This is a genomic window from Herbaspirillum sp. alder98, from assembly GCF_020179755.1.
GTDB lineage: Bacteria > Pseudomonadota > Gammaproteobacteria > Burkholderiales > Burkholderiaceae_D > Herbaspirillum.
Map to the genome: position 1 here is coordinate 637,043 of NZ_JAIUCY010000001.1, position 17,907 is coordinate 654,949.

18 protein-coding genes are annotated in these 17,907 nt (G+C 62.0%); 4 read left to right on the top strand and 14 right to left on the bottom strand.

Annotated features, from left to right (window positions below; all coding sequences use genetic code 11):
• The first annotated feature begins 43 nt into the window (after positions 1–43).
• The gene (locus LBW87_RS03030) at positions 44–964 is read left to right on the top strand and encodes a hypothetical protein (RefSeq protein ID WP_225199944.1); all 921 of its coding nucleotides are present in this window, start codon (positions 44–46) and stop codon (positions 962–964) included.
• A gap of 69 nt (positions 965–1,033) precedes the next feature.
• Here LBW87_RS03030 and LBW87_RS03035 read toward each other — a convergent pair whose 3' ends face one another.
• Positions 1,034–1,573, bottom strand: coding sequence for an FKBP-type peptidyl-prolyl cis-trans isomerase (locus tag LBW87_RS03035; protein WP_225199945.1), 540 nt, complete (start codon positions 1,571–1,573; stop codon positions 1,034–1,036).
• Positions 1,574–1,785: 212 nt separating this feature from the next.
• On the opposite strand from LBW87_RS03035, the gene LBW87_RS03040 reads away from it, so the two are divergent.
• On the top strand, positions 1,786–2,904 hold the full coding sequence (locus tag LBW87_RS03040) for a cupin domain-containing protein (protein WP_225199946.1): 1,119 nt from the start codon (positions 1,786–1,788) through the stop codon (positions 2,902–2,904).
• A 330-nt stretch (positions 2,905–3,234) separates the two neighbouring features.
• Positions 3,235–3,486 (top strand): hypothetical protein, encoded by a 252-nt coding sequence (locus LBW87_RS24045; protein ID WP_413927615.1) that lies wholly within the window; start codon positions 3,235–3,237, stop codon positions 3,484–3,486.
• Between the two features lie 373 nt (positions 3,487–3,859).
• On the opposite strand, the gene LBW87_RS03050 is transcribed toward LBW87_RS24045, so the two are convergent.
• The 10 genes from LBW87_RS03050 to LBW87_RS03095 all read right to left on the bottom strand — a co-directional run bounded on the left by LBW87_RS03050 (position 3,860) and on the right by LBW87_RS03095 (position 13,436).
• The gene (locus LBW87_RS03050) at positions 3,860–4,645 is read right to left on the bottom strand and encodes an MBL fold metallo-hydrolase (protein WP_225199948.1); all 786 of its coding nucleotides are present in this window, start codon (positions 4,643–4,645) and stop codon (positions 3,860–3,862) included.
• A gap of 33 nt (positions 4,646–4,678) precedes the next feature.
• Positions 4,679–5,863: an outer membrane protein assembly factor BamC gene (gene bamC / locus LBW87_RS03055; RefSeq protein WP_225199949.1), complete on the bottom strand. Its 1,185-nt coding sequence runs from the start codon at positions 5,861–5,863 to the stop codon at positions 4,679–4,681.
• 56 nt (positions 5,864–5,919) lie between these two features.
• Entirely contained in the window at positions 5,920–6,798 is an 879-nt protein-coding gene (dapA, locus tag LBW87_RS03060) for a 4-hydroxy-tetrahydrodipicolinate synthase (protein WP_225199950.1), read from the bottom strand.
• Between the two features lie 151 nt (positions 6,799–6,949).
• Positions 6,950–8,149, bottom strand: coding sequence for a tryptophan--tRNA ligase (locus LBW87_RS03065; protein ID WP_225199951.1), 1,200 nt, complete (start codon positions 8,147–8,149; stop codon positions 6,950–6,952).
• Between the two features lie 22 nt (positions 8,150–8,171).
• Positions 8,172–8,834: a site-2 protease family protein gene (locus LBW87_RS03070; protein WP_225199952.1), complete on the bottom strand. Its 663-nt coding sequence runs from the start codon at positions 8,832–8,834 to the stop codon at positions 8,172–8,174.
• Between the two features lie 30 nt (positions 8,835–8,864).
• On the bottom strand, positions 8,865–9,500 hold the full coding sequence (locus LBW87_RS03075) for an L-threonylcarbamoyladenylate synthase (protein WP_225199953.1): 636 nt from the start codon (positions 9,498–9,500) through the stop codon (positions 8,865–8,867).
• An 86-nt stretch (positions 9,501–9,586) separates the two neighbouring features.
• Complete coding sequence (htpX, locus tag LBW87_RS03080; RefSeq protein ID WP_225199954.1) at positions 9,587–10,462, bottom strand: protease HtpX; 876 nt, start codon at positions 10,460–10,462, stop codon at positions 9,587–9,589.
• 81 nt (positions 10,463–10,543) lie between these two features.
• Positions 10,544–11,386: a 3',5'-nucleoside bisphosphate phosphatase gene (locus LBW87_RS03085; RefSeq protein ID WP_225199955.1), complete on the bottom strand. Its 843-nt coding sequence runs from the start codon at positions 11,384–11,386 to the stop codon at positions 10,544–10,546.
• A gap of 70 nt (positions 11,387–11,456) precedes the next feature.
• On the bottom strand, positions 11,457–12,344 hold the full coding sequence (locus LBW87_RS03090) for an alpha/beta fold hydrolase (protein WP_225199956.1): 888 nt from the start codon (positions 12,342–12,344) through the stop codon (positions 11,457–11,459).
• Positions 12,345–12,416: 72 nt separating this feature from the next.
• Positions 12,417–13,436 (bottom strand): patatin-like phospholipase family protein, encoded by a 1,020-nt coding sequence (locus LBW87_RS03095; protein WP_225199957.1) that lies wholly within the window; start codon positions 13,434–13,436, stop codon positions 12,417–12,419.
• A gap of 219 nt (positions 13,437–13,655) precedes the next feature.
• Here LBW87_RS03095 and LBW87_RS03100 point away from each other — a divergent pair, with 219 nt between their 5' ends.
• Positions 13,656–14,252 (top strand): TIGR00730 family Rossman fold protein, encoded by a 597-nt coding sequence (locus LBW87_RS03100; protein ID WP_225199958.1) that lies wholly within the window; start codon positions 13,656–13,658, stop codon positions 14,250–14,252.
• Between the two features lie 216 nt (positions 14,253–14,468).
• On the opposite strand, the gene LBW87_RS03105 is transcribed toward LBW87_RS03100, so the two are convergent.
• From LBW87_RS03105 to LBW87_RS03115, 3 genes are all read right to left on the bottom strand, one after another.
• Positions 14,469–15,710, bottom strand: a complete 1,242-nt coding sequence (locus LBW87_RS03105; protein WP_225199959.1) for a cystathionine gamma-synthase family protein — start codon at positions 15,708–15,710, stop codon at positions 14,469–14,471.
• Positions 15,711–15,803: 93 nt separating this feature from the next.
• Entirely contained in the window at positions 15,804–17,321 is a 1,518-nt protein-coding gene (purF, locus tag LBW87_RS03110) for an amidophosphoribosyltransferase (RefSeq protein ID WP_225199960.1), read from the bottom strand.
• A gap of 80 nt (positions 17,322–17,401) precedes the next feature.
• A complete protein-coding gene (locus LBW87_RS03115; protein WP_225199961.1) occupies positions 17,402–17,902 on the bottom strand; it encodes a CvpA family protein in 501 nt (166 codons plus the stop codon).
• Positions 17,903–17,907 lie beyond the last annotated feature (5 nt).

The following is a 17,907-nucleotide window of genomic DNA, read 5'->3' on the forward strand; positions in this document are numbered from 1 at the left end:
CGCACTTCAAGACCGGCATCCGACTCCTCCACATTGGCACCTGATGTCGATCACGCGACTGCTGACCATTGCCCTGCTAGCCTGCTCTACGGCCCCGGCCCTGGCAGCGCCGCAGGATTTTGCATTTGCCGTGATCGGCCATGCGCGCGGCGGCACCGACGGCACCGCCCTGCTGCAGAAGTCCATCACCGAAACCGATGCCGACAACCTGGCCTTCGTGGTGGTCAATGGCGTCAAGTCGCCGACCGAACCGTGTGACGACAGCTTGTATGCGCAGCGCCGCGATATCGTCTCGCACGCCCAGAATGGGGTGATCATGTCGCTGGCCGCCAGCGATTGGCTGAACTGCAGCGCCAGCGGCCAGAAGGCCAGCACCAGTGAACGGCTGACGCTGGTGCGCGAGCAGTTTCATTCCGGTGAATTCTCGCTGGGCGCCAGCAAGCTGCCGCTGCTGCGCCAGTCGCTCACGGCCAAGTTTCGCAGCTATGCCGAAAATACCCGCTGGGAAGTCGGCAACGTGCTGTTTGCCACCATCAACCTGCCCGCCGCGAATAACCACTTCCTGTTGGATGGCGGGCGCAATAACGAATTCGAGGACCGGCTCATCGCCAACCGCAACTGGCTGCAGCACCTGTTCGCCTTTGCCGCCCTGAAGAAGGTCAGCGCAGTCGTGTTCGTGGCCGACGGCAACCTGTTCTCGACGCCGCCGAAACGCTCGTTCTTCCGCACCCAGCGCGATGGCTTCGCCGAGATCCGGCGCAGCTTCTCCGACTTGGCGGGACGTTTTCCCGGACGGGTATTGATGGTGCATGGCGATGTCGCCTCGGGCAAGGCGCCGCCACGCATCCTGTGGACCGGCAATGTCGGCGTGGTCGGCGTGGGCGAGCGCTGGCTCAAGGTGGTGGTGGACGACCATCTGCCGCAATTGTTTGCAGTCGCCGACGCCGACGGCGAACGGCGATAAGCGTCGCCCGCAACGAAAAACGCCCGCCGGGAATATCCTGGCGGGCGTTTTTGCGTCAGCAAGCACTTGTTAGTTCAGCGGCTGGCTGCGGAAGTGGTCGCCCTGCTCGCCGTCATCTTCTTCGTGATGATGGTGATGACCATGGGCGCCGTGCACGTGACCGTGCGCGATTTCTTCATCGGAAGCGGCACGCACGTCAATCACGGACAGGTCAAAGCGCAATGCGATGCCGGCCAGCGGATGATTGCCATCCAGCACAGCCTTGTCGTCCGCCACTTCGGTGACGGTGAAGATGACCGACTCTTCATCGTCGTCGTCGGGCGAGCCTTCGAATTGCATGCCGACTTCGATTGGCTGCGGCAAGCGCGACAGCGGTTCGATCTTGACCAGAGCGGCGTCGTATTCACCGAAGGCGTCTTCAGGTTCGACCTGGATGATGGTCGAGAAACCATTGTCCTTGCCGTCCAGCGTTTCTTCGATCTTGGGCAGCGTGTTCTGGTAGCCACCGTGCAGGTACACCATCGGCTCGCTGCTTTCTTCGATCAGGTTGCCCTGGGCGTCCGACAGCTTGTACTTCACGGAAACTACCGTGTTCTTTTCGATCTTCATCGTGAATGTCCTCGTATCAATGTTTGCGGGAGCGACCGCGCTGTACTTGTTCCATCTGCTGCGGGACACCGGCAAACCAGTGGGCAGAGAGCGTTCCACCTTGCCGAGGTTGCATGACAAGGACTCTTTTGAATCAGGTCAGAATTATACCTGCATCAAACCCGGATGCTGCGCCACTGCTCCCTAACTGTTTGCGCGCCTATAATGTCGCCATGACAAAACTTGCCTTGCTCGGCGGCATCACGCCCGCCCAATTCCTGCGTGACTACTGGCACAAGAAGCCCCTGCTGATTCGCCAGGCCATCCCTGCCTTCCAGGCCCCCTTATCGCGTCAGGCGCTGTTCGACCTGGCCCAGCGGGACGATGTCGAGTCGCGCCTGATCACCCACCGCAGCGATGGCTGGGATATGGAACACGGCCCGCTGGCCAAATTGCCGGCGCTCAAGCAGAAGGCCTGGACCCTGCTGGTGCAGGGCGTCAACCTGCATGACGATGCCGCCGACGCGCTGCTGCGCCAGTTTCGCTTCATTCCCGATGCCCGGCTGGACGACCTGATGATCAGCTTCGCCACCGATGGCGGCGGCGTCGGCCCGCATTTCGATTCGTACGATGTGTTCCTGCTGCAGGCGCATGGCCAGCGCCGCTGGCGCATCAGCGCCCAGGAAGACCTGACCCTCGAAGAAGGCGTGCCGCTCAAGATCCTGAGCCACTTCGAGGCCGAGCAGGAGTTCGTGCTGGAACCGGGCGACATGCTGTACCTGCCGCCGCAGTACGCGCACGACGGCGTGGCCGTGGGCGAGTGCATGACCTATTCGATCGGCTTTCGCGCACCGGCCCACCAGGAGCTGGGCGAGGCCTTCCTCGAGTACATGCTCGACAGCATCGATCTGCCCGGCCGTTTCGCCGACCCCGAACTCAAGGCCACCACCAAGCCGGCGGAACTGCCCGTGGACATGGTCAAGCGCCTGCGCGACGAACTCAACAAGATTCGCTTCACCGACGATGACATCACCATTTTCCTCGGTGAATACCTGTCGGAACCGAAGTTGAGCGTGACCTTCGATGCGCCTGCCGAAATCTCATTTGCTCGCTTTTTCCAGGAGGCCCGGAAACGTGGTCTTCGACTGCACCGCAAGACCCAGATGCTGTATCGTGGCACGCATGTATTCATCAACGGCGAGTCGTTTGAAGTCGGTCGCGCGGATAAAGCGATACTGGCCCGCCTGGCAGACGAGCGCAAGCTGGCCAAGGCCGACTTCTCGACCGCATCCGAAGATCTGCTCGAAGCCTTTCACCAATGGCATGAAAGTGGCTGGCTCGAACTAAATTGAAATGTATTGGAATTTGACGAGAATCGTCATGACCGCGACGACGCGATCAGCCGGAAAGCTGCGCCGACAAAGGCCTTCCGGCAGTAGGGACTTAGATGTAAGAACTTACAAATTCTTACTAAAAAGAATCGATCCGCTGCGAATTTGCCAAAAAATCGATATAATAACGGGCTGGAAAGTTTTCGTTGTCCGGTTTGTTTCGGCAGCAAAAAAGAAGCAACAACCGAAATACGAACCGCAAGGTTCGAGCGTACGGCGAGAGCCTCCTGTAGAGCGATAATTACCGGTAATTATTCATCGCACAATTTTTCAAATATTGAAGGAATATTCATGACAAAGTCCCTGTTGATCGCATCGTTGTTGGCTGTTGCCCTGGTTGCTTGCGGTAAGAAGGAAGAAGCTCCTGCGCCTGCACCAGCACCAGCTGCTGAAGCTCCTGCCGCACCAGCACCAGCTGCTGAAGCTCCTGCTGCTGCAGCACCTGCTGCTGAAGCTCCTGCTGCCGCTGCTCCTGCTGCTGAAGCTCCTGCTGCCGCTCCGGCCGCTGATGCAAAGCCAGCTGACGCTGCACCTGCAAAGTAATCGAAAGATTATTTTCTAAAAGAACCGGCCTTAGCGGCCGGTTTTTTTTCGCCTGTCTTTCCGCCATCGGCCCGCTCCGCGCCCCTCACTGCACCACATGCAGTGCGCCTGAATCCCCCTCCCCGCCTCTTTGATTTATTTAGATTTTACGACCGTCAAGCCGGCCGCCACAGGCGTTGACCTGACGCGTACATGACATCGTCATGACATTGCACTGACATACGATGTGAGACCACCTGGCTATGTGGAGGACGTCAACCATCCCAGCAGCGATCGATGGGCCAGCCAGCAGCATCGATGCATTTTGTTAGTGGATACCGAAGAAGGCCTCATCGAACAGCCTGACAAAACACTGACCTACTCGCATTTTCAGTCAGACTTCCAGCCAATCGAATCCCTGCTCCTGGCAGGCGATGTGAAGCCCGCCGAAGGTATCGCCCATGACCGCCTGCAGCGCCGCCAGGGCGAGCTCGGGCGTGTTGTTCTGTGCGCTGAGGTGGGCGCCGACGACGCGACGCAACTTGCTGCGATCCAGCGCTTGCAGGATCTCGGCGCTGGTTTCATTGGCCAGGTGACCATAGGCGCCGCCGATGCGGCGCTTGAGGAAGGCTGGATAGGGGGAGTTGTCCAGCATCGCGCGATCATGATTGCATTCCAGCAGCAACGCGTCGCACGCGCCCAGGGCCTGGATCAGGTGCGCCGTGGATTGGCCGGCATCGGTCAATACGCCCAGGCGACGATCGCCGTCGCTGGCCACATACTGCACCGGTTCGCGCGCATCGTGCGGCACCGTATAAGGAGTCAGTTGCAGATCGCCGATGGCGATGGCCTGGCCATCGGCACAGATGCGGATATCCACGTCACTGGCATGCGCCGCCACCGCCTGGTGGGTACCATGACTGAGCCAGACCGGTATCCGATAGCGACGCGCAAACTTGAACACGCCGCTGACGTGGTCGGAATGCTCGTGGGTCACGACAATGGCCGAGACGTCGGACGGATCCAGCCCCAGCCGCAGCATGCGTCGTTCTGTTTCGCGCAAAGCAAAGCCGCAGTCCAGCATCACGGTGGTCCTTGACGCTGGACCGCCGGCACTGGCTGCGGCTGAAATGAGCAGCGCGTTACCTTCGCTGCCACTACCGAGGCTGGCGAACTTCATTGGCAGCCTCGGGTTGGGACCTGCATGAGAACCTTACTTCAGTTGCTCGTTGAGCAAGCCCAGGATCTTGTCGGCAGTGGCCGATACTTCTGGCTTGCCGTCGGCGTTCTGGACCACGATATTGCTGGTATCGCCGCTGCCTGCGACTGCAATACGGTACTTGACGGCAGATTTTTCCTTGTCCTTGGAGCTGGAGAAGATGCGCGAGAAGAAGCCGTCTTCCTTCTTGTCCTTGGCGTCCTGGTTCTGGTCGACGTAACGCACGAAGTACAGGCCCTTGCTGCGATCACGATCTTCCACGGTGAAGCCGACGCGATCCAGCGCCAGGCCAACGCGACGCCATGCGCGATCGAAGCTCTCGTCGACCTGCACGCTGGAACCTGCTGCCGTCTTGAGCAGCTTGGAACGTGCCTGCAGCGTCGGCGCATTGGCCACGGCCGCCTTGGCCTTGGTCTCTTCGGCGCCCAGGCGCACCATCAGGCGCGACAGGAATTCGGCTTCCAGGCCCGGATCGGACGGACGCGCAGTCCAGACCGAGGTTTCCTTGGCCGAGCCGGTCAGCACTTCTTCGGCGCCGCGATGGCTGATGAAGACTTCGGTGCTGCCGTTGGGGCCGCGCTCCAGGCGGGTGCGGAACTTGTCGCGCTCACCGGTGGAATACAGCGAATCGAATACCTTGCCCAGGGTGCTGCGCACGAAGTCCTGGGGAATCTTGGCGCGGTTCTCGGCCCAGTCGGTTTCCATCACGCCGGTATCAGGCGATTCGACGTTGATCAGGAAACCGCTGTCCTGCCAGAAATCCTTGATCTGCGACCACAGCGCCTCAGGCGACTGCTGGATCACCAGCCAGCGCTGCGAACCATCACGCTCGATACGGATATCGGCGCCGTTGCCCTTGGGCGCCACCGAGCTGATATCGTTGGCCGGCTTGGTCTGCTGTTCGAGGTTATAGCCGGAAGCAGTGGCCACACCCTTGCCCGACTCGGGAATCGCATAGCGGTTGTCGCGCTGCAGCTGGGTCAGATCGGGCGGGACTTCCAGGCGCGGGCCACGTGCCTTCTCTGCGCTCTTGTAATCGATACGGTCGCCCTCGAGCATGTTGCCGATGGACGAACACCCCGCCAATCCGGCCAGCGCCAGCGTGACGACGACAGTGCGTTGGGTGAAGGTGCTGCGCGCGGTGCGGACCACGGGACGTGCGTTCTTGCTATTAGTCATATCGTTACTGTTGAAAGCGGGTTCGATTTTCAGAAGACGGCCAAAAGCCAAGTCCGTTATTTTAATACACCCGACTCGCGCAAAGCCGCGCGCACGGTATCGTGGAACTCGCTGCCCAGCGGAGCCAGCGGCAAACGCATGCCGGGGCCGATCATGCCGACCTCTTGCATGGCCCACTTCAGCGGCACCGGATTGGGTTCGACGAACAACTTGTTATGCAGTGGCAGCAACTTGTTGTTCAATTCGATGGCGCGCGCGACATTGCCGCTCATGGCCGCCACGCACAGTTCGTGCATGTCGCGCGGCGCGATGTTGGCCGTCACCGAGATGTTGCCGGCGCCGCCGTACAGCATCAGGGCGATGGCCGTGGCATCGTCACCCGAATAGATCGCGAACGACTTCGGCGCCAGGCGGATCAGGTCGGTGCCGCGCGCGATATTGCCGGTGGCATCCTTGACGCCGACGATGCCCTTGACCTGCGCCAGGCGCAGGATGGTCTCGTTGCTCATGTCGGCCACGGTGCGGCCCGGCACGTTGTACAGGATCACCGGCAGGTCGACCGACTCGGCGATCTTCGTGAAGTGCTGGACCATGCCCGCTTGCGTGGGCCGGTTGTAGTAAGGCACGACCTGCAGCGACGCATCGGCGCCCACCTTCTTGGCGAACGCGGTCAGTTCGATGGCTTCCGCCGTCGAGTTGCCGCCGGTGCCGGCGATGATTGGGATGCGTTTGGCCGTATGCTCGACCGCGACCTTGATCAGTTCGCAGTGTTCTTCCATCGAAACGGTGGGCGATTCGCCGGTCGTGCCGACGATGACGATGCTGTCGGTTCCCTCGGCGATGTGCCAGTCGATCAGCTTGCGCAGTCCGTCGAAATCGAGGCTGCCGTCCGGATGCATGGGAGTGACGATTGCAACAATGCTACCCTTGATCATGATGTGCGTGCTTTTGAAGGTTGGGTCGGGAAGAAAAGACTGATTGTAGCGGATAGACGCCAGCAGAGGTCAAGTCGGTACCCTCACAGGTGCAACCGTTGGTAAAAAAATGCCTGCTGCGAAGGCCGCACGAAGCCACAGTTGCACCCGATCAATAGCCCAGCCCCATCGCTTCGCGCACGTCCCGCATGGTTTCCTGGGCCAGCCGGCGCGCCTTTTCACAGCCGTCGGCGACGATCGCCCGTACCAGCGAGGGGTCGTCCAGGTAAGGTTGGGCGCGCTCCAGCATGGGTTGCTGTTCGTGCAATATGGCATCGATCACCGGCTGCTTGCACTCCAGGCAACCGATTCCTGCCGAGCGGCAGCCTTGCTGCACCCATTGCTGCACCTCGGGCGGCGAATACACCAGATGAAACTGCCAGACCGGGCATTTGTCGGGCTCGCCGGCATCGCTGCGGCGCACCCGCTGCGGATCGGTCGGCATGGTGCGCACCTTGCGCGTGACCGAATCGGCCTCTTCGCGCAAGCCGATCGCATTGCCGTAGCTCTTGGACATCTTGGCGCCATCCAGCCCCGGCAGCCGCGCCGCCTCGGTCAACAACGCCTGTGGCTCGCTGAGGATCAACTTGCGACTGCCTTCGAGGTAGCCGAACAAACGTTCACGATCGATCATCGACAGGTTCTGGGCGTCGTCGAGCATGGCCTTGGCCTGCTCCAGCGCCTCGTCGTCACCCTGCTCCTGAAACTGCGTGCGCAGCTCCAGGTACAGCCGGGCCCGCTTGCTGCCCAGTTTCTTGGTGGCGGCCCGGGCTTTTTCCTCGAAACCTTTTTCCTTGCCGTACAGATGATTGAAGCGACGCGCGATCTCGCGCATGACTTCGACGTGCGGCACCTGGTCTTCGCCCACCGGCACGCTGCTGGCGCGGTAGATCAGCACATCGGCCGCCTGCAGCAGCGGATAGCCCAGGAAACCGTAGGTGGCGAGGTCGCGGTCGGCGAGTTTTTCCTGCTGGTCTTTATAGGTCGGCACCCGCTCCAGCCAGCCCAGTGGCGTGGCCATCGACAGCAGCAGGTGCAGTTCGGCATGCTCGGGCACGCGTGACTGGATGAACAGGGTCGCCTGCGACGGGTCCACGCCCGAGGCCAGCCAGTCGATCACCATCTCCCAGGTGCTGGTCTCGATGACCGAGGGATCGTCGTAGTGCGTGGTCAGGGCATGCCAGTCGGCCACGAAGAACAGGCACGGCTGCTCGGACTGCAGGCGCACCCAGTTCTTCAGCGCGCCATGGTAGTGGCCCAGATGCAGCGCGCCGGTGGGGCGCATGCCGGAGACGACGCGGTCGGGATACATGGCGGTTGGCTAGCGCTATCGGTCAGTGGAAAAACAGGGTCAGCGGATAGGTGATCAGCTGCAACAATACACTGGCCAGGTACATTACCGGCGCCATCCACCAGGTATAGATCACCTTCAGCAGCACCAGCGCCATGACGATGAAGAAGCCATACGGCTCGATCTGCGCGAATTTGTAGGCATAACGCGGCGGCAACAGGCTGGTAAGGATGCGACCACCATCGAGTGGCGGGATCGGAAACAGGTTGAAGGCAAACATCACCAGGTTGGTGAGCACGCCGGCCTTGGCCATGAGCATGAAGAATTCTTCCTGCACGCCGCCAATGGCCAGGCCATAGATCACCAGGGTCCAGATCAGCGCCATGAAGAAGTTGGCGCCCGGTCCGGCCAGGGCCACCCAGGCCGAGTCGCGACGTGGCTTGCGCAGGTGGCTGTAGTTGATCGGCACCGGCTTGGCATAACCGAACAGGAAAGCCCCGCTGGTGGCGAAGTACAGCATCACCGGGATCAGGATGGTGCCGAAGGGGTCGATGTGGCGTATCGGATTGAGGCTCATGCGCCCCATCGAATAAGCCGTGTTGTCACCGAAGAATTTTGCTGCATAGGCATGGGCTGCCTCGTGCAATGTAATGGCAAATAAAACCGGCAGCGCATACACCGCGACAGTCTGGATGAGATCGTTCATGGGCGGGATTCTAACAGAGCCGGGCGTGCATCATGCGGCCTGCAGGCCGAACAGGCCGGCGTCACCCCGGCCCTGACGCACCAGTACCGCCTGGCTGTCGTCGGACAGGTCGATCACGGTGGTCGGCTCCAGGCTGCAGGCGCCGCTGTCGATGACCAGGTCGATCTGTTTCTCGAGGCTGGCGCGGATGTCGTCGGCGCTGGTCAGCGGCAAGTCGTCGTGCGGCAGGATCAGCGTGGTCCCCAGCAGCGGCTGGCCCAGTTCTTCCAGCAGCATGTGGGCGATGCGGTTCTCGGGCACCCGCAGGCCGATGGTCTTGCGCGAAGGGTGCGACAGCCGCCGCGGCACTTCCTTGGTGGCTTCCAGGATGAAGGTGTAGGCGCCCGGGGTGGCGGCCTTGAGCAGGCGGTACTGGCGATTATCGACCTTGGCGTAGACCGCAATCTCGGACAGGTCGCGGCACAGCAGGGTCAGATGGTGCTTGTCGTCGACGCCGCGAATGCGACGCACGCGCTCGACCGCATCCTTGTTATCGAGCTGGCACACCAGCGCATAACAGGAGTCGGTGGGCAAGGCCACCAGGCCGCCCTTGTGGATGATCTGGGCCGCCTGCTTGATCAATCGCAGTTGCGGATTGTCGGGATGGATCTCAAAAAATTGACTCATGACTATTTCCGTATTCGCTTATTTTCGTTCAATCAATGCAAAACGGCGGTGTCGCCACCGCCGCCATTCGGCTACCGATCGCTTATTCAGCGCTGGCCGCGCAATGCCGCGATGCGCTCTTCCAGCGGTGGGTGCGTCGAGAACAGCGCCATGATGCCGGGCTTGTCGCTGATGCCCAGCGCCGCCATCGAGTTAGGCAAACCCTGCGCCGAAAAACCGCCCAGGCGCGCCAGCGCATGGATCATCGGCTGGGGCGACCCCATCAGGCGCGCAGCGCCCGCATCGGCACGAAACTCGCGATGGCGCGAAAACCAGGCCACGATCATCGAGGCGCCAATGCCGAACACCACCTGGCACACCATCACCGTCACCATGTAGCCGATGCCGGGACCGGACTGGTCGTTGTTGCGACGCAGGGCCGAGTCGACGAAATAGCCGACCACCCGCGACAGGAACACCACGAAGGTGTTCACCACGCCCTGGATCAGCGTCATGGTGACCATGTCGCCGTTGGCGATGTGGGCCACTTCGTGCCCCAGCACGGCTTCGACTTCTTCCTGCGTCATGCCCTGCAACAGGCCGGTCGACACGGCCACCAGGGCCGAGTCGCGGAAGGCGCCGGTGGCGAAGGCATTCGGCTCGCCCTCGTACACCGCGACTTCGGGCATGCCGATGCCGGCGCGCTGGGCCAGCTTGCCGACCGTTTGCAGCAGCCAGGCTTCGGTGCCGTTGCCGGGCGTGTCGATGACGCGCGCGCCGGTAGACCACTTGGCCATGGGCTTGCTCATCAGCAACGAGATGATCGATCCGGTGAAACCGACCACCAGCGAAAACACCAGCAACATCGGCAGGTTGAGGCCGGCATTGGTGAGGAAGCGGTCGACGCCCAACAGCGACAAAATGACGCTCATCACGACCAGCACGGCAATGTTGGTAGCAACAAACAGCAAGATGCGTTTCATCGGAAAACTCCTATCGGGAAAGTGGGTATTAGATAGGATTGCCGGGGCCGAATTCAAGAGCGCGGCAGCAGCCGCAGGCGGCTAGAAGCCCCAGTCGTGCCAGACCGGCGTCAGGCCACGGGGCAGTGGCGGCAATTCGCCCAGGTCGACCCGCGATTCGCCGGGGCCGTGGAAGTCCGAACCCATCGACGCCAGGAAACCGTAATGGCGTGCGACCTGGGCATATTCTTCGTATTGCTCGGGTGAATGACTGCCGGTGGTCACTTCGATGGCGGCTCCGCCGAGCTGCTTGAATTCGTCGAAGAGCGCGCCGAACTGCACCGGGCTGTACTGGTAGCGGCCCGGATGGGCGATCACCGCCACCCCGCCGGCGCCCAGGATCCAGCTCACCGCCTCGCTCAGGCTGGCCCAGCGGTGCGGCACGTAACCGGGCTTGCCTTCGGTCAGGTAGTTGGCGAACACTTCCTTGGTGTTACTGCAGTGACCATGCTCGACCATGTGACGCGCGAAGTGCGTGCGCGAGATCAGGTCGGGATTGCCCACATGCTGCAAGGCGCCCTCGTAGGCGCCGCAGATGCCGACCTTGTCGAGTCCTTCGGCAATCTCGCGCGCACGCCGCTCGCGGCCGTTACGGGTAGCCGCCAGGCCGGCGATCAGGGCCGGATTGGTTTCATCCACGCGCAACCCCACCACGTGCACCGTTTGCCCGGCCCAGGTCACCGAAATCTCGACGCCGCCGACATGGTGCATGCCCAGCGCTTCAGCGGCGGCGCGGGCGCGTGCCACGCCGCCCAGTTCGTCATGGTCGGTCAATGCCCACACCCCGACGCCATGCGCATGCGCGCGCGCCGCCACCTCTTCGGGCGGCAGCAGGCCGTCGGAGACGTTGGAATGGCAATGCAGATCGAACTTGAGTTGAGACATAAAATCGCGAGGAGTCGGATGCAAGCTGCAACCGAGCATTATTGTACGCCTCATCGCCTGCCGCTGCCGGCTAGGCCAGGAAGGCCTCGATCAGTTGCGCCAGCCGTTCGGGCTGGTCGTGGTGCAGCATGTGGCCAGCGTCGTCGATCATCTCGACCTGCACCTTGGGAATGAAGGCGATACGGCGGTCGATCTCTTCGCGCACCAGTGCATTGGAGCCGAAAAAGCGCCAGATATCGCTCTGGCGCGCCTCGACCCACAACACCGGCGCAGTGATGCGGGCCAGGCAGGCGGTCATCTCGTCGGCGCGATACAGCAGGGGACTGACCTGCTTGTGGGCCGGGTCACCCAGGATCTGCCACTGGCCGTTGGCGTCCGGCTGGGCCCAGTGCGGCGCCAGGAAGGCGGCCCGGGCGTCGGTGAGGCGGGCATTGTTCTTCTGCAGCCGGGCAGCGACCTCGTCGACGCTGTCGTAGCCGCGCATCAGCGGCGGACTGCGCACGCTGTCGAGCCATTCGGCAAAGCGCCCTGGCGCCTGCTCGGGACGGGTCGGCGGCAATCCCAGGCCTTCCAGGTTGATCAGACGCGCCACGCGCCCGGGGCGCACGCCGGCATACAGGCCGACGATGTTGCCGCCCATGCTATGGCCCAGCAGGTTGACGGCGTCGTCGCCGGCGTAATGCGTGAGGATGGCCTCGAGATCGGCCAGGTAGTCGGGGAACCAGTAGGTATCGGCGCCGCTGCGCGCCGACAGGCCAAAGCCGCGCCAGTCGGGGGCGATCACGTGCCAGTCGCGTTGCAGGGCATCGACCACGAACTGGAACGAGGCCGAGACATCCATCCAGCCATGCAGCATGAACAGCTTGGGCGCGCCCTGGTCGCCCCAATGCCGGATGTGGGTTCGCAGACCGCGCAGCGCGAGGAATTCGGATCGGGATGGCTTGCCGGGCTGGGTCATGACAGTCTGCTCTGGAGGATGAAGCCGGCAAGTATAGTCAAAACCGAACGACCGTGCGCCTACCGGGTGAATTCAGGGCAGGAAGCGCCCGAGATCGAAGGTGGAACGCTGGCCGATGCTTTCGAAGTGTTGCTCCAGCCATTCACCGGCACGCGCGCGCCCCTGCTGGTGCAGGCTGCGGATGAAACTGCCCTGGGTATTGAGCTTGCTCATGTTGGTCAACTGCCCCATCAGCTCGTCGGCGTCGATCAGGTGCATGTTCAGCTGACGCAGGCGACGCTCCAGCGAACCGAAGGCGAAGCTGGCGTTCTCGGCTTCGCGCTTGACCATCGCCAGCCCGGTCAACTCGGTGAAGAAGGCCGAACTGAAGCTGATCTCGGACAGCCGCTGGCCGATCTCGTCGCTAGTGGTGGGCGTGACCGGACGGCGGCTCGGGTGCAGCAGCACAACCATCACGTCGCGCGAGGCACAGGCCTGCAACAGCGGGAAGATCGGCGGATTGGCGGTCAGCCCGCCATCCCAGTAGGCCTCGCCGTCGATCTCGATGGGCCGATGCAGCGACGGCAGGCAGGCCGACGCCAGCAACACGTCGACCGACAGGTCGGGGTTGCGAAATATCTTCAGCGTGCCGGTACTGACCTGGGTGGCAGCGATGAACAGGCGAATGTCGCGCTGCTGACGCAGGCGCTCGAAATCGATCTGCTCGTTGAGGATATCGCGCAGCGGATTGATATCGAGCGGATTGAGCTGGGCCGGCGTGAAGAAGCGCGTCATCGCCAGCAGCGCCTGCATGCCGGGCATGGTGGCCGGATTGGTCACCGGCGCAGCACCGAAGTCGGGCTGCGAGAAACCAAACGGTTCGCGGGTCGACAGGCTGCTCCAGAAGCGCTCCAGGGCCGCCCGGGCGCCGTCGCGCCCATCCTGCGCATAGCCCTGGGCCAGGATCGTCGCATTCATGGCGCCGGCGGAGGCGCCGCTGATGCCTTCGAGGTCAATCCTGCCATCCTCCAGCAGCCGATCCAGCACGCCCCAGGTAAAGGCGCCGTGCGAACCACCACCCTGCAGGGCGAGACTAATGATCTTGTTGGCCATGATGTCCTTTTGCAGGGCGCACCGCCCTGCCGTTATCATTGCTGTCACCGGGCTGTCATCGGGGCGCTTTATGCTGCACCGCACCACGGTCATGGTATAACATGAAAGCGGTTTCGGCCGAAAAATTAACAACGCGACAATATTGTCATTTCGCCTGCCCTGTCGGCTTGTGGTGCAACTCCCCAGCGGCATTGTAGCGATGGTTATTGCAGAGGAAACATGAAATCGATTTGCGTATATTGCGGCTCTTCCCCCGGCGCATCGCCGGCCTATGCCGAAGCGGCCCGCCAGTTGGCGCGTGAAATGGTCAAGAACAACATCGCGCTGGTGTATGGCGGCGGCAACGTCGGCCTGATGGGCATCATCGCCACCGAGATCATGCAGTTGGGCGGCGAAGCCACCGGCGTGATCCCCAAGGCATTGCTGGACAAGGAACTGGGCCATCACGGCCTGACCCGCCTGCACATCGTCAAGGACATGCACGAGCGCAAGGCCATGATGGCCGAACTGGCCGACGGCTTCGTGGCGATGCCGGGCGGCATGGGCACGCTGGAAGAACTGTTCGAAGTGCTGACCTGGGCGCAGCTGGGCTTTCACTACAAGCCGATCAGCCTGTACAACGTCGAGGGCTTCTATGACAACCTGATCGCCTTCGTCGATCATCTGGTGTCGCAGCGCTTCGTCAGCAACGACCAGTCGGGCCTGATGATGCACGAGTCCGATCCGGCGCAACTGATCGAACGCTTCAAGACCTTCAGCCCCAGCTACAAGACCAAGTGGGCCGATCGCGAGGCCGTGGCCAACCTGGTGCCGTAAGCTGCGCTCTGCAGTCAGGTTAAGGTGCAACGAAAGTCATGCCACGAAAGTCGCTGGGTCCTGACGTTCGTCAGGACGACAAGGAAGTTATAAATAACTATCCCGTCGTCCCGGCGCAGGCCGGGACCCAGCGACTTCATTTGCGCCCCCAATAAAAAATGCCTGCGACTCGACGAGCGCAGGCATTTTCATTTACATCACTAACTCATCGAGCCATCAGGCATCCAGCGCCTGGCGGAAATCATGCACCAGGTCATCGGTGTCTTCCAGCCCGATCGACACCCGGATGAGCGACTCGGCGATGCCCATCGCCGCGCGCCGCTCGGCGCCCATCTCGTAGAAGATGGTATGCGACACCGGGATCACCAGCGTGCGGGTGTCGCCCAGATTGCTGGCGGCGACCGCCAGTTGCATCCGGTTCAGGTAATCGAAGCAGTCGATGCCCTCCTTCAACTCGAACGACAGCAAGCTGCCGTATGAACGGAACAGGTCGCTGGCCAGCGCGTGCTGCGGATGCGACGCCAGGCCGGGGTAGTACACGGCGGCGACGCGCTCGTCGGCTTCCAGCATCTCGGCCACGGCCTGGGCATTGCGGCATTCGCGCTCCTGGCGCAGTGCGATGGTCTCGGCGCCGACGGCGATGTGGTGCGCCGCTTCCGGGCCCAGCGAAGCGCCGAAGTCGCGCAAGGCCTTGGCACGGATCTGCGCCATGCCCCATTGCGGCGCCGGATTGCGCTTGTAGTTCTCGGCGATGTGCGGATAACGGGTCCAGTCGTATTCGCCGGTATCGGTCAGCGCGCCACCCAGCGCATTGCCGTGACCGGCGATCGACTTGGTCAGCGAATTGACCACCAGGCCGGCGCCCACCGACCTGGGCTGGAACAGGTACGGCGAAGTCATGGTGTTGTCCACCACGTATAGGATGCCGCGCGCGCGGCACAAGTCGCCGATGCGCTTCAGGTCGGCGATCTGGGTGCGCGGGTTGGCGATGGTCTCGACAAACACCAGCCGCGTATTCGGCTTCAATGCGGCTTCGACATTGGCCACGTCGGTGGCGTCGACCATGCTCACCTCGGCGCCCTGCGCGCCCACCGTCATCCACAGGCTATTGGTATTGCCGAACAGGAAAGCCGACGACACCACGTGGTCGCCCTCGCGCAACAGGCCTTGCACGATGGCGCCGATGGCGGCCATGCCGGTGGCGAAGCAGATGCTCGACTTGCCGCCTTCCATGCGGGTGATCTTGTCTTCCAGCGCCGACACCGTCGGATTGCCCTGGCGGCCGTAGCGATAGCCCGGCTGCTTGCCCTGGAATACCTCGGCCAGCTGGCGCGCGTCCTTGTAGCCGAAGGTGACAGAGGTATGGATGGGCTTGTGCAGCGAACCGTGCTCGATGTCTTTCTGGCGGTCGCCGTGCAGGATGGTCGTGGTAAAGCCGTAGGTCTTTTTATCGTTCATCGCAAAAATCTAAATCTATAAGTGCAGATAGACAAACGCCGACTGCGGTCGGGCAGCCGGCGTTGGCAGGTGTGGGTCAGGCGTGGCCTGTCATTACTCCACGCGCGCCAGGTTCAGGTTCAGTTGCGAGCGCACCACGTCCTCGATCACCGGCTGCGGGTTCTTGCGGGCCAGTTCGATGCGGTCGAGATAGTCCTGCGTGATGTCGCCGGTGATGTAGTGACCGTCGAAGCACGAAGCCTCGAAGTTCTTCAGCGCCGGATTGCATTCGGCGATGGCGCGCTTCATGGATTCGACATCCTGGTACACCAGCGCATCGGCGGTGATTTCGCGGCACACTTCCTCGGTGGTGCGGCCGTAGGCGATCAGTTCGTCACGGGTCGGCATGTCGATGCCATACACGTTGGGGAACATCACCGGCGGCGCGGCCGAGGCGAAGATCACGTTCTTGGCGCCGGACTCGCGCGCCATCTGGACGATCTCGCGGCTGGTGGTGCCACGCACGATGGAGTCATCCACCAGCAGCACGTTCTTGCCCTTGAATTCGCTGACGATGGCGTTGAGCTTCTGGCGCACCGACTTCTTGCGCAGCGCCTGGCCAGGCATGATGAAGGTACGGCCGATGTAGCGGTTCTTGATGAAGCCTTCGCGGTATTCGATACCCAGCTTCAAGGCCAGCTCCATGGCAGCCGGACGCGACGAGTCGGGAATCGGCATGACCACGTCGATCTCGCCCGACTTGAATTCGCGACGGATCTTGTCGGCCAGGAACTCGCCCATCTTCAGGCGCGTGCCGTACACCGAAGCGCCATCGATGACCGAGTCAGGACGGGCCAGATAGACGTATTCGAAGGCACATGGGTTGAGGGTCGGGTTTTCGGCGCATTGCTGGTTGTACAGCTTGCCATCGAGATCGATGAAGATCGCCTCGCCCGGCATGACGTCGCGCAGGAAGCGGAAGCCCATGCCTTCCAGCGCGACCGATTCGCTGGCCATCATGTATTCGATGCCGCGTTCGCTCTCGTTGAAACCCAGGCACATCGGACGAATACCGTACGGATCGCGGAAACCCAACAAGCCGTAACCGGCGATCTGCGCCACCACGGCGTACGAACCGCGCACCCGCTTGTGGACCATCGTCACGGCCTTGAAGAGTGCCGCAGGATCGAGCGAATAACCGGTGGTGGCCTGTTGCAGCTCGTGCGCCAGCACGTTCAACAGGACTTCGGTATCGGAGTCGGTGTTGAGGTGGCGCCGATCGTTCTTGAACATCTCGATCTTGAGCTGGTCGGCATTGGTCAGGTTGCCGTTATGCGCCAGGATGATGCCGAACGGTGCGTTGACATAGAACGGTTGCGCCTCTTCCTCGCTGGACGAGCCGGCGGTCGGGTAACGCACCTGGCCGATGCCGGTGTTACCGGGCAGCGAGCGCATGTTGCGGGTCCGGAACACATCGCGCACCAGGCCATTGGCCTTGTGCATCGAGAAACCCTGCTGGTGGTTGGTTGCAATACCCGCTGCGTCCTGGCCGCGGTGCTGCAGCAGCAGCAGCGCGTCATACAACATCTGGTTGACGGGACTATGAGAGACGATACCGACGATGCCACACATGGTGGACTCCTAACAAAACGAAAACGACGAAAACCACAAACCAGGCACTACTTGAACCCCGGACCGGCAACAAAGCGCCATCAGACCGGGGCAGAAAAACTGACATGCTCGGCAAACTTGCCAGGCAGGAACTGCATCACCTCCAGCGCGGCCTGCTCGGCCCAGGGACTCAGTATTGCATCCTTCCAGAACGGCTGCTGCGGGATGGATGTGGTGCCACAGAGCAACACCACCGCCAGCACGATCAACACGCCCCGCGCCACGCCGAACAGACTGCCCAGGGCACGATCGAGCAGGGTCAGCCCGCTGACCTTGATCACCTCGCTCAAGGTCCGCGACACCAGCGCCATCAACAACCTGGTGCCGATGAACAAGGCGATGAACGCCACGATCAGCCGGGTCGACTCGCCCGGCACCATCTCAGGCAACATGCTCGCCAATGCTTCACCGTAAGTGTTGGCAACCACCAACGCCACAATCCAGCTGGCCAATGACAATACTTCGCGAACCAGACCTCGCAAGGTGCTGATGATTACCGAACAGACCATCACCAGCAACACTAAGTAGTCAAAAATCGTCACGATGA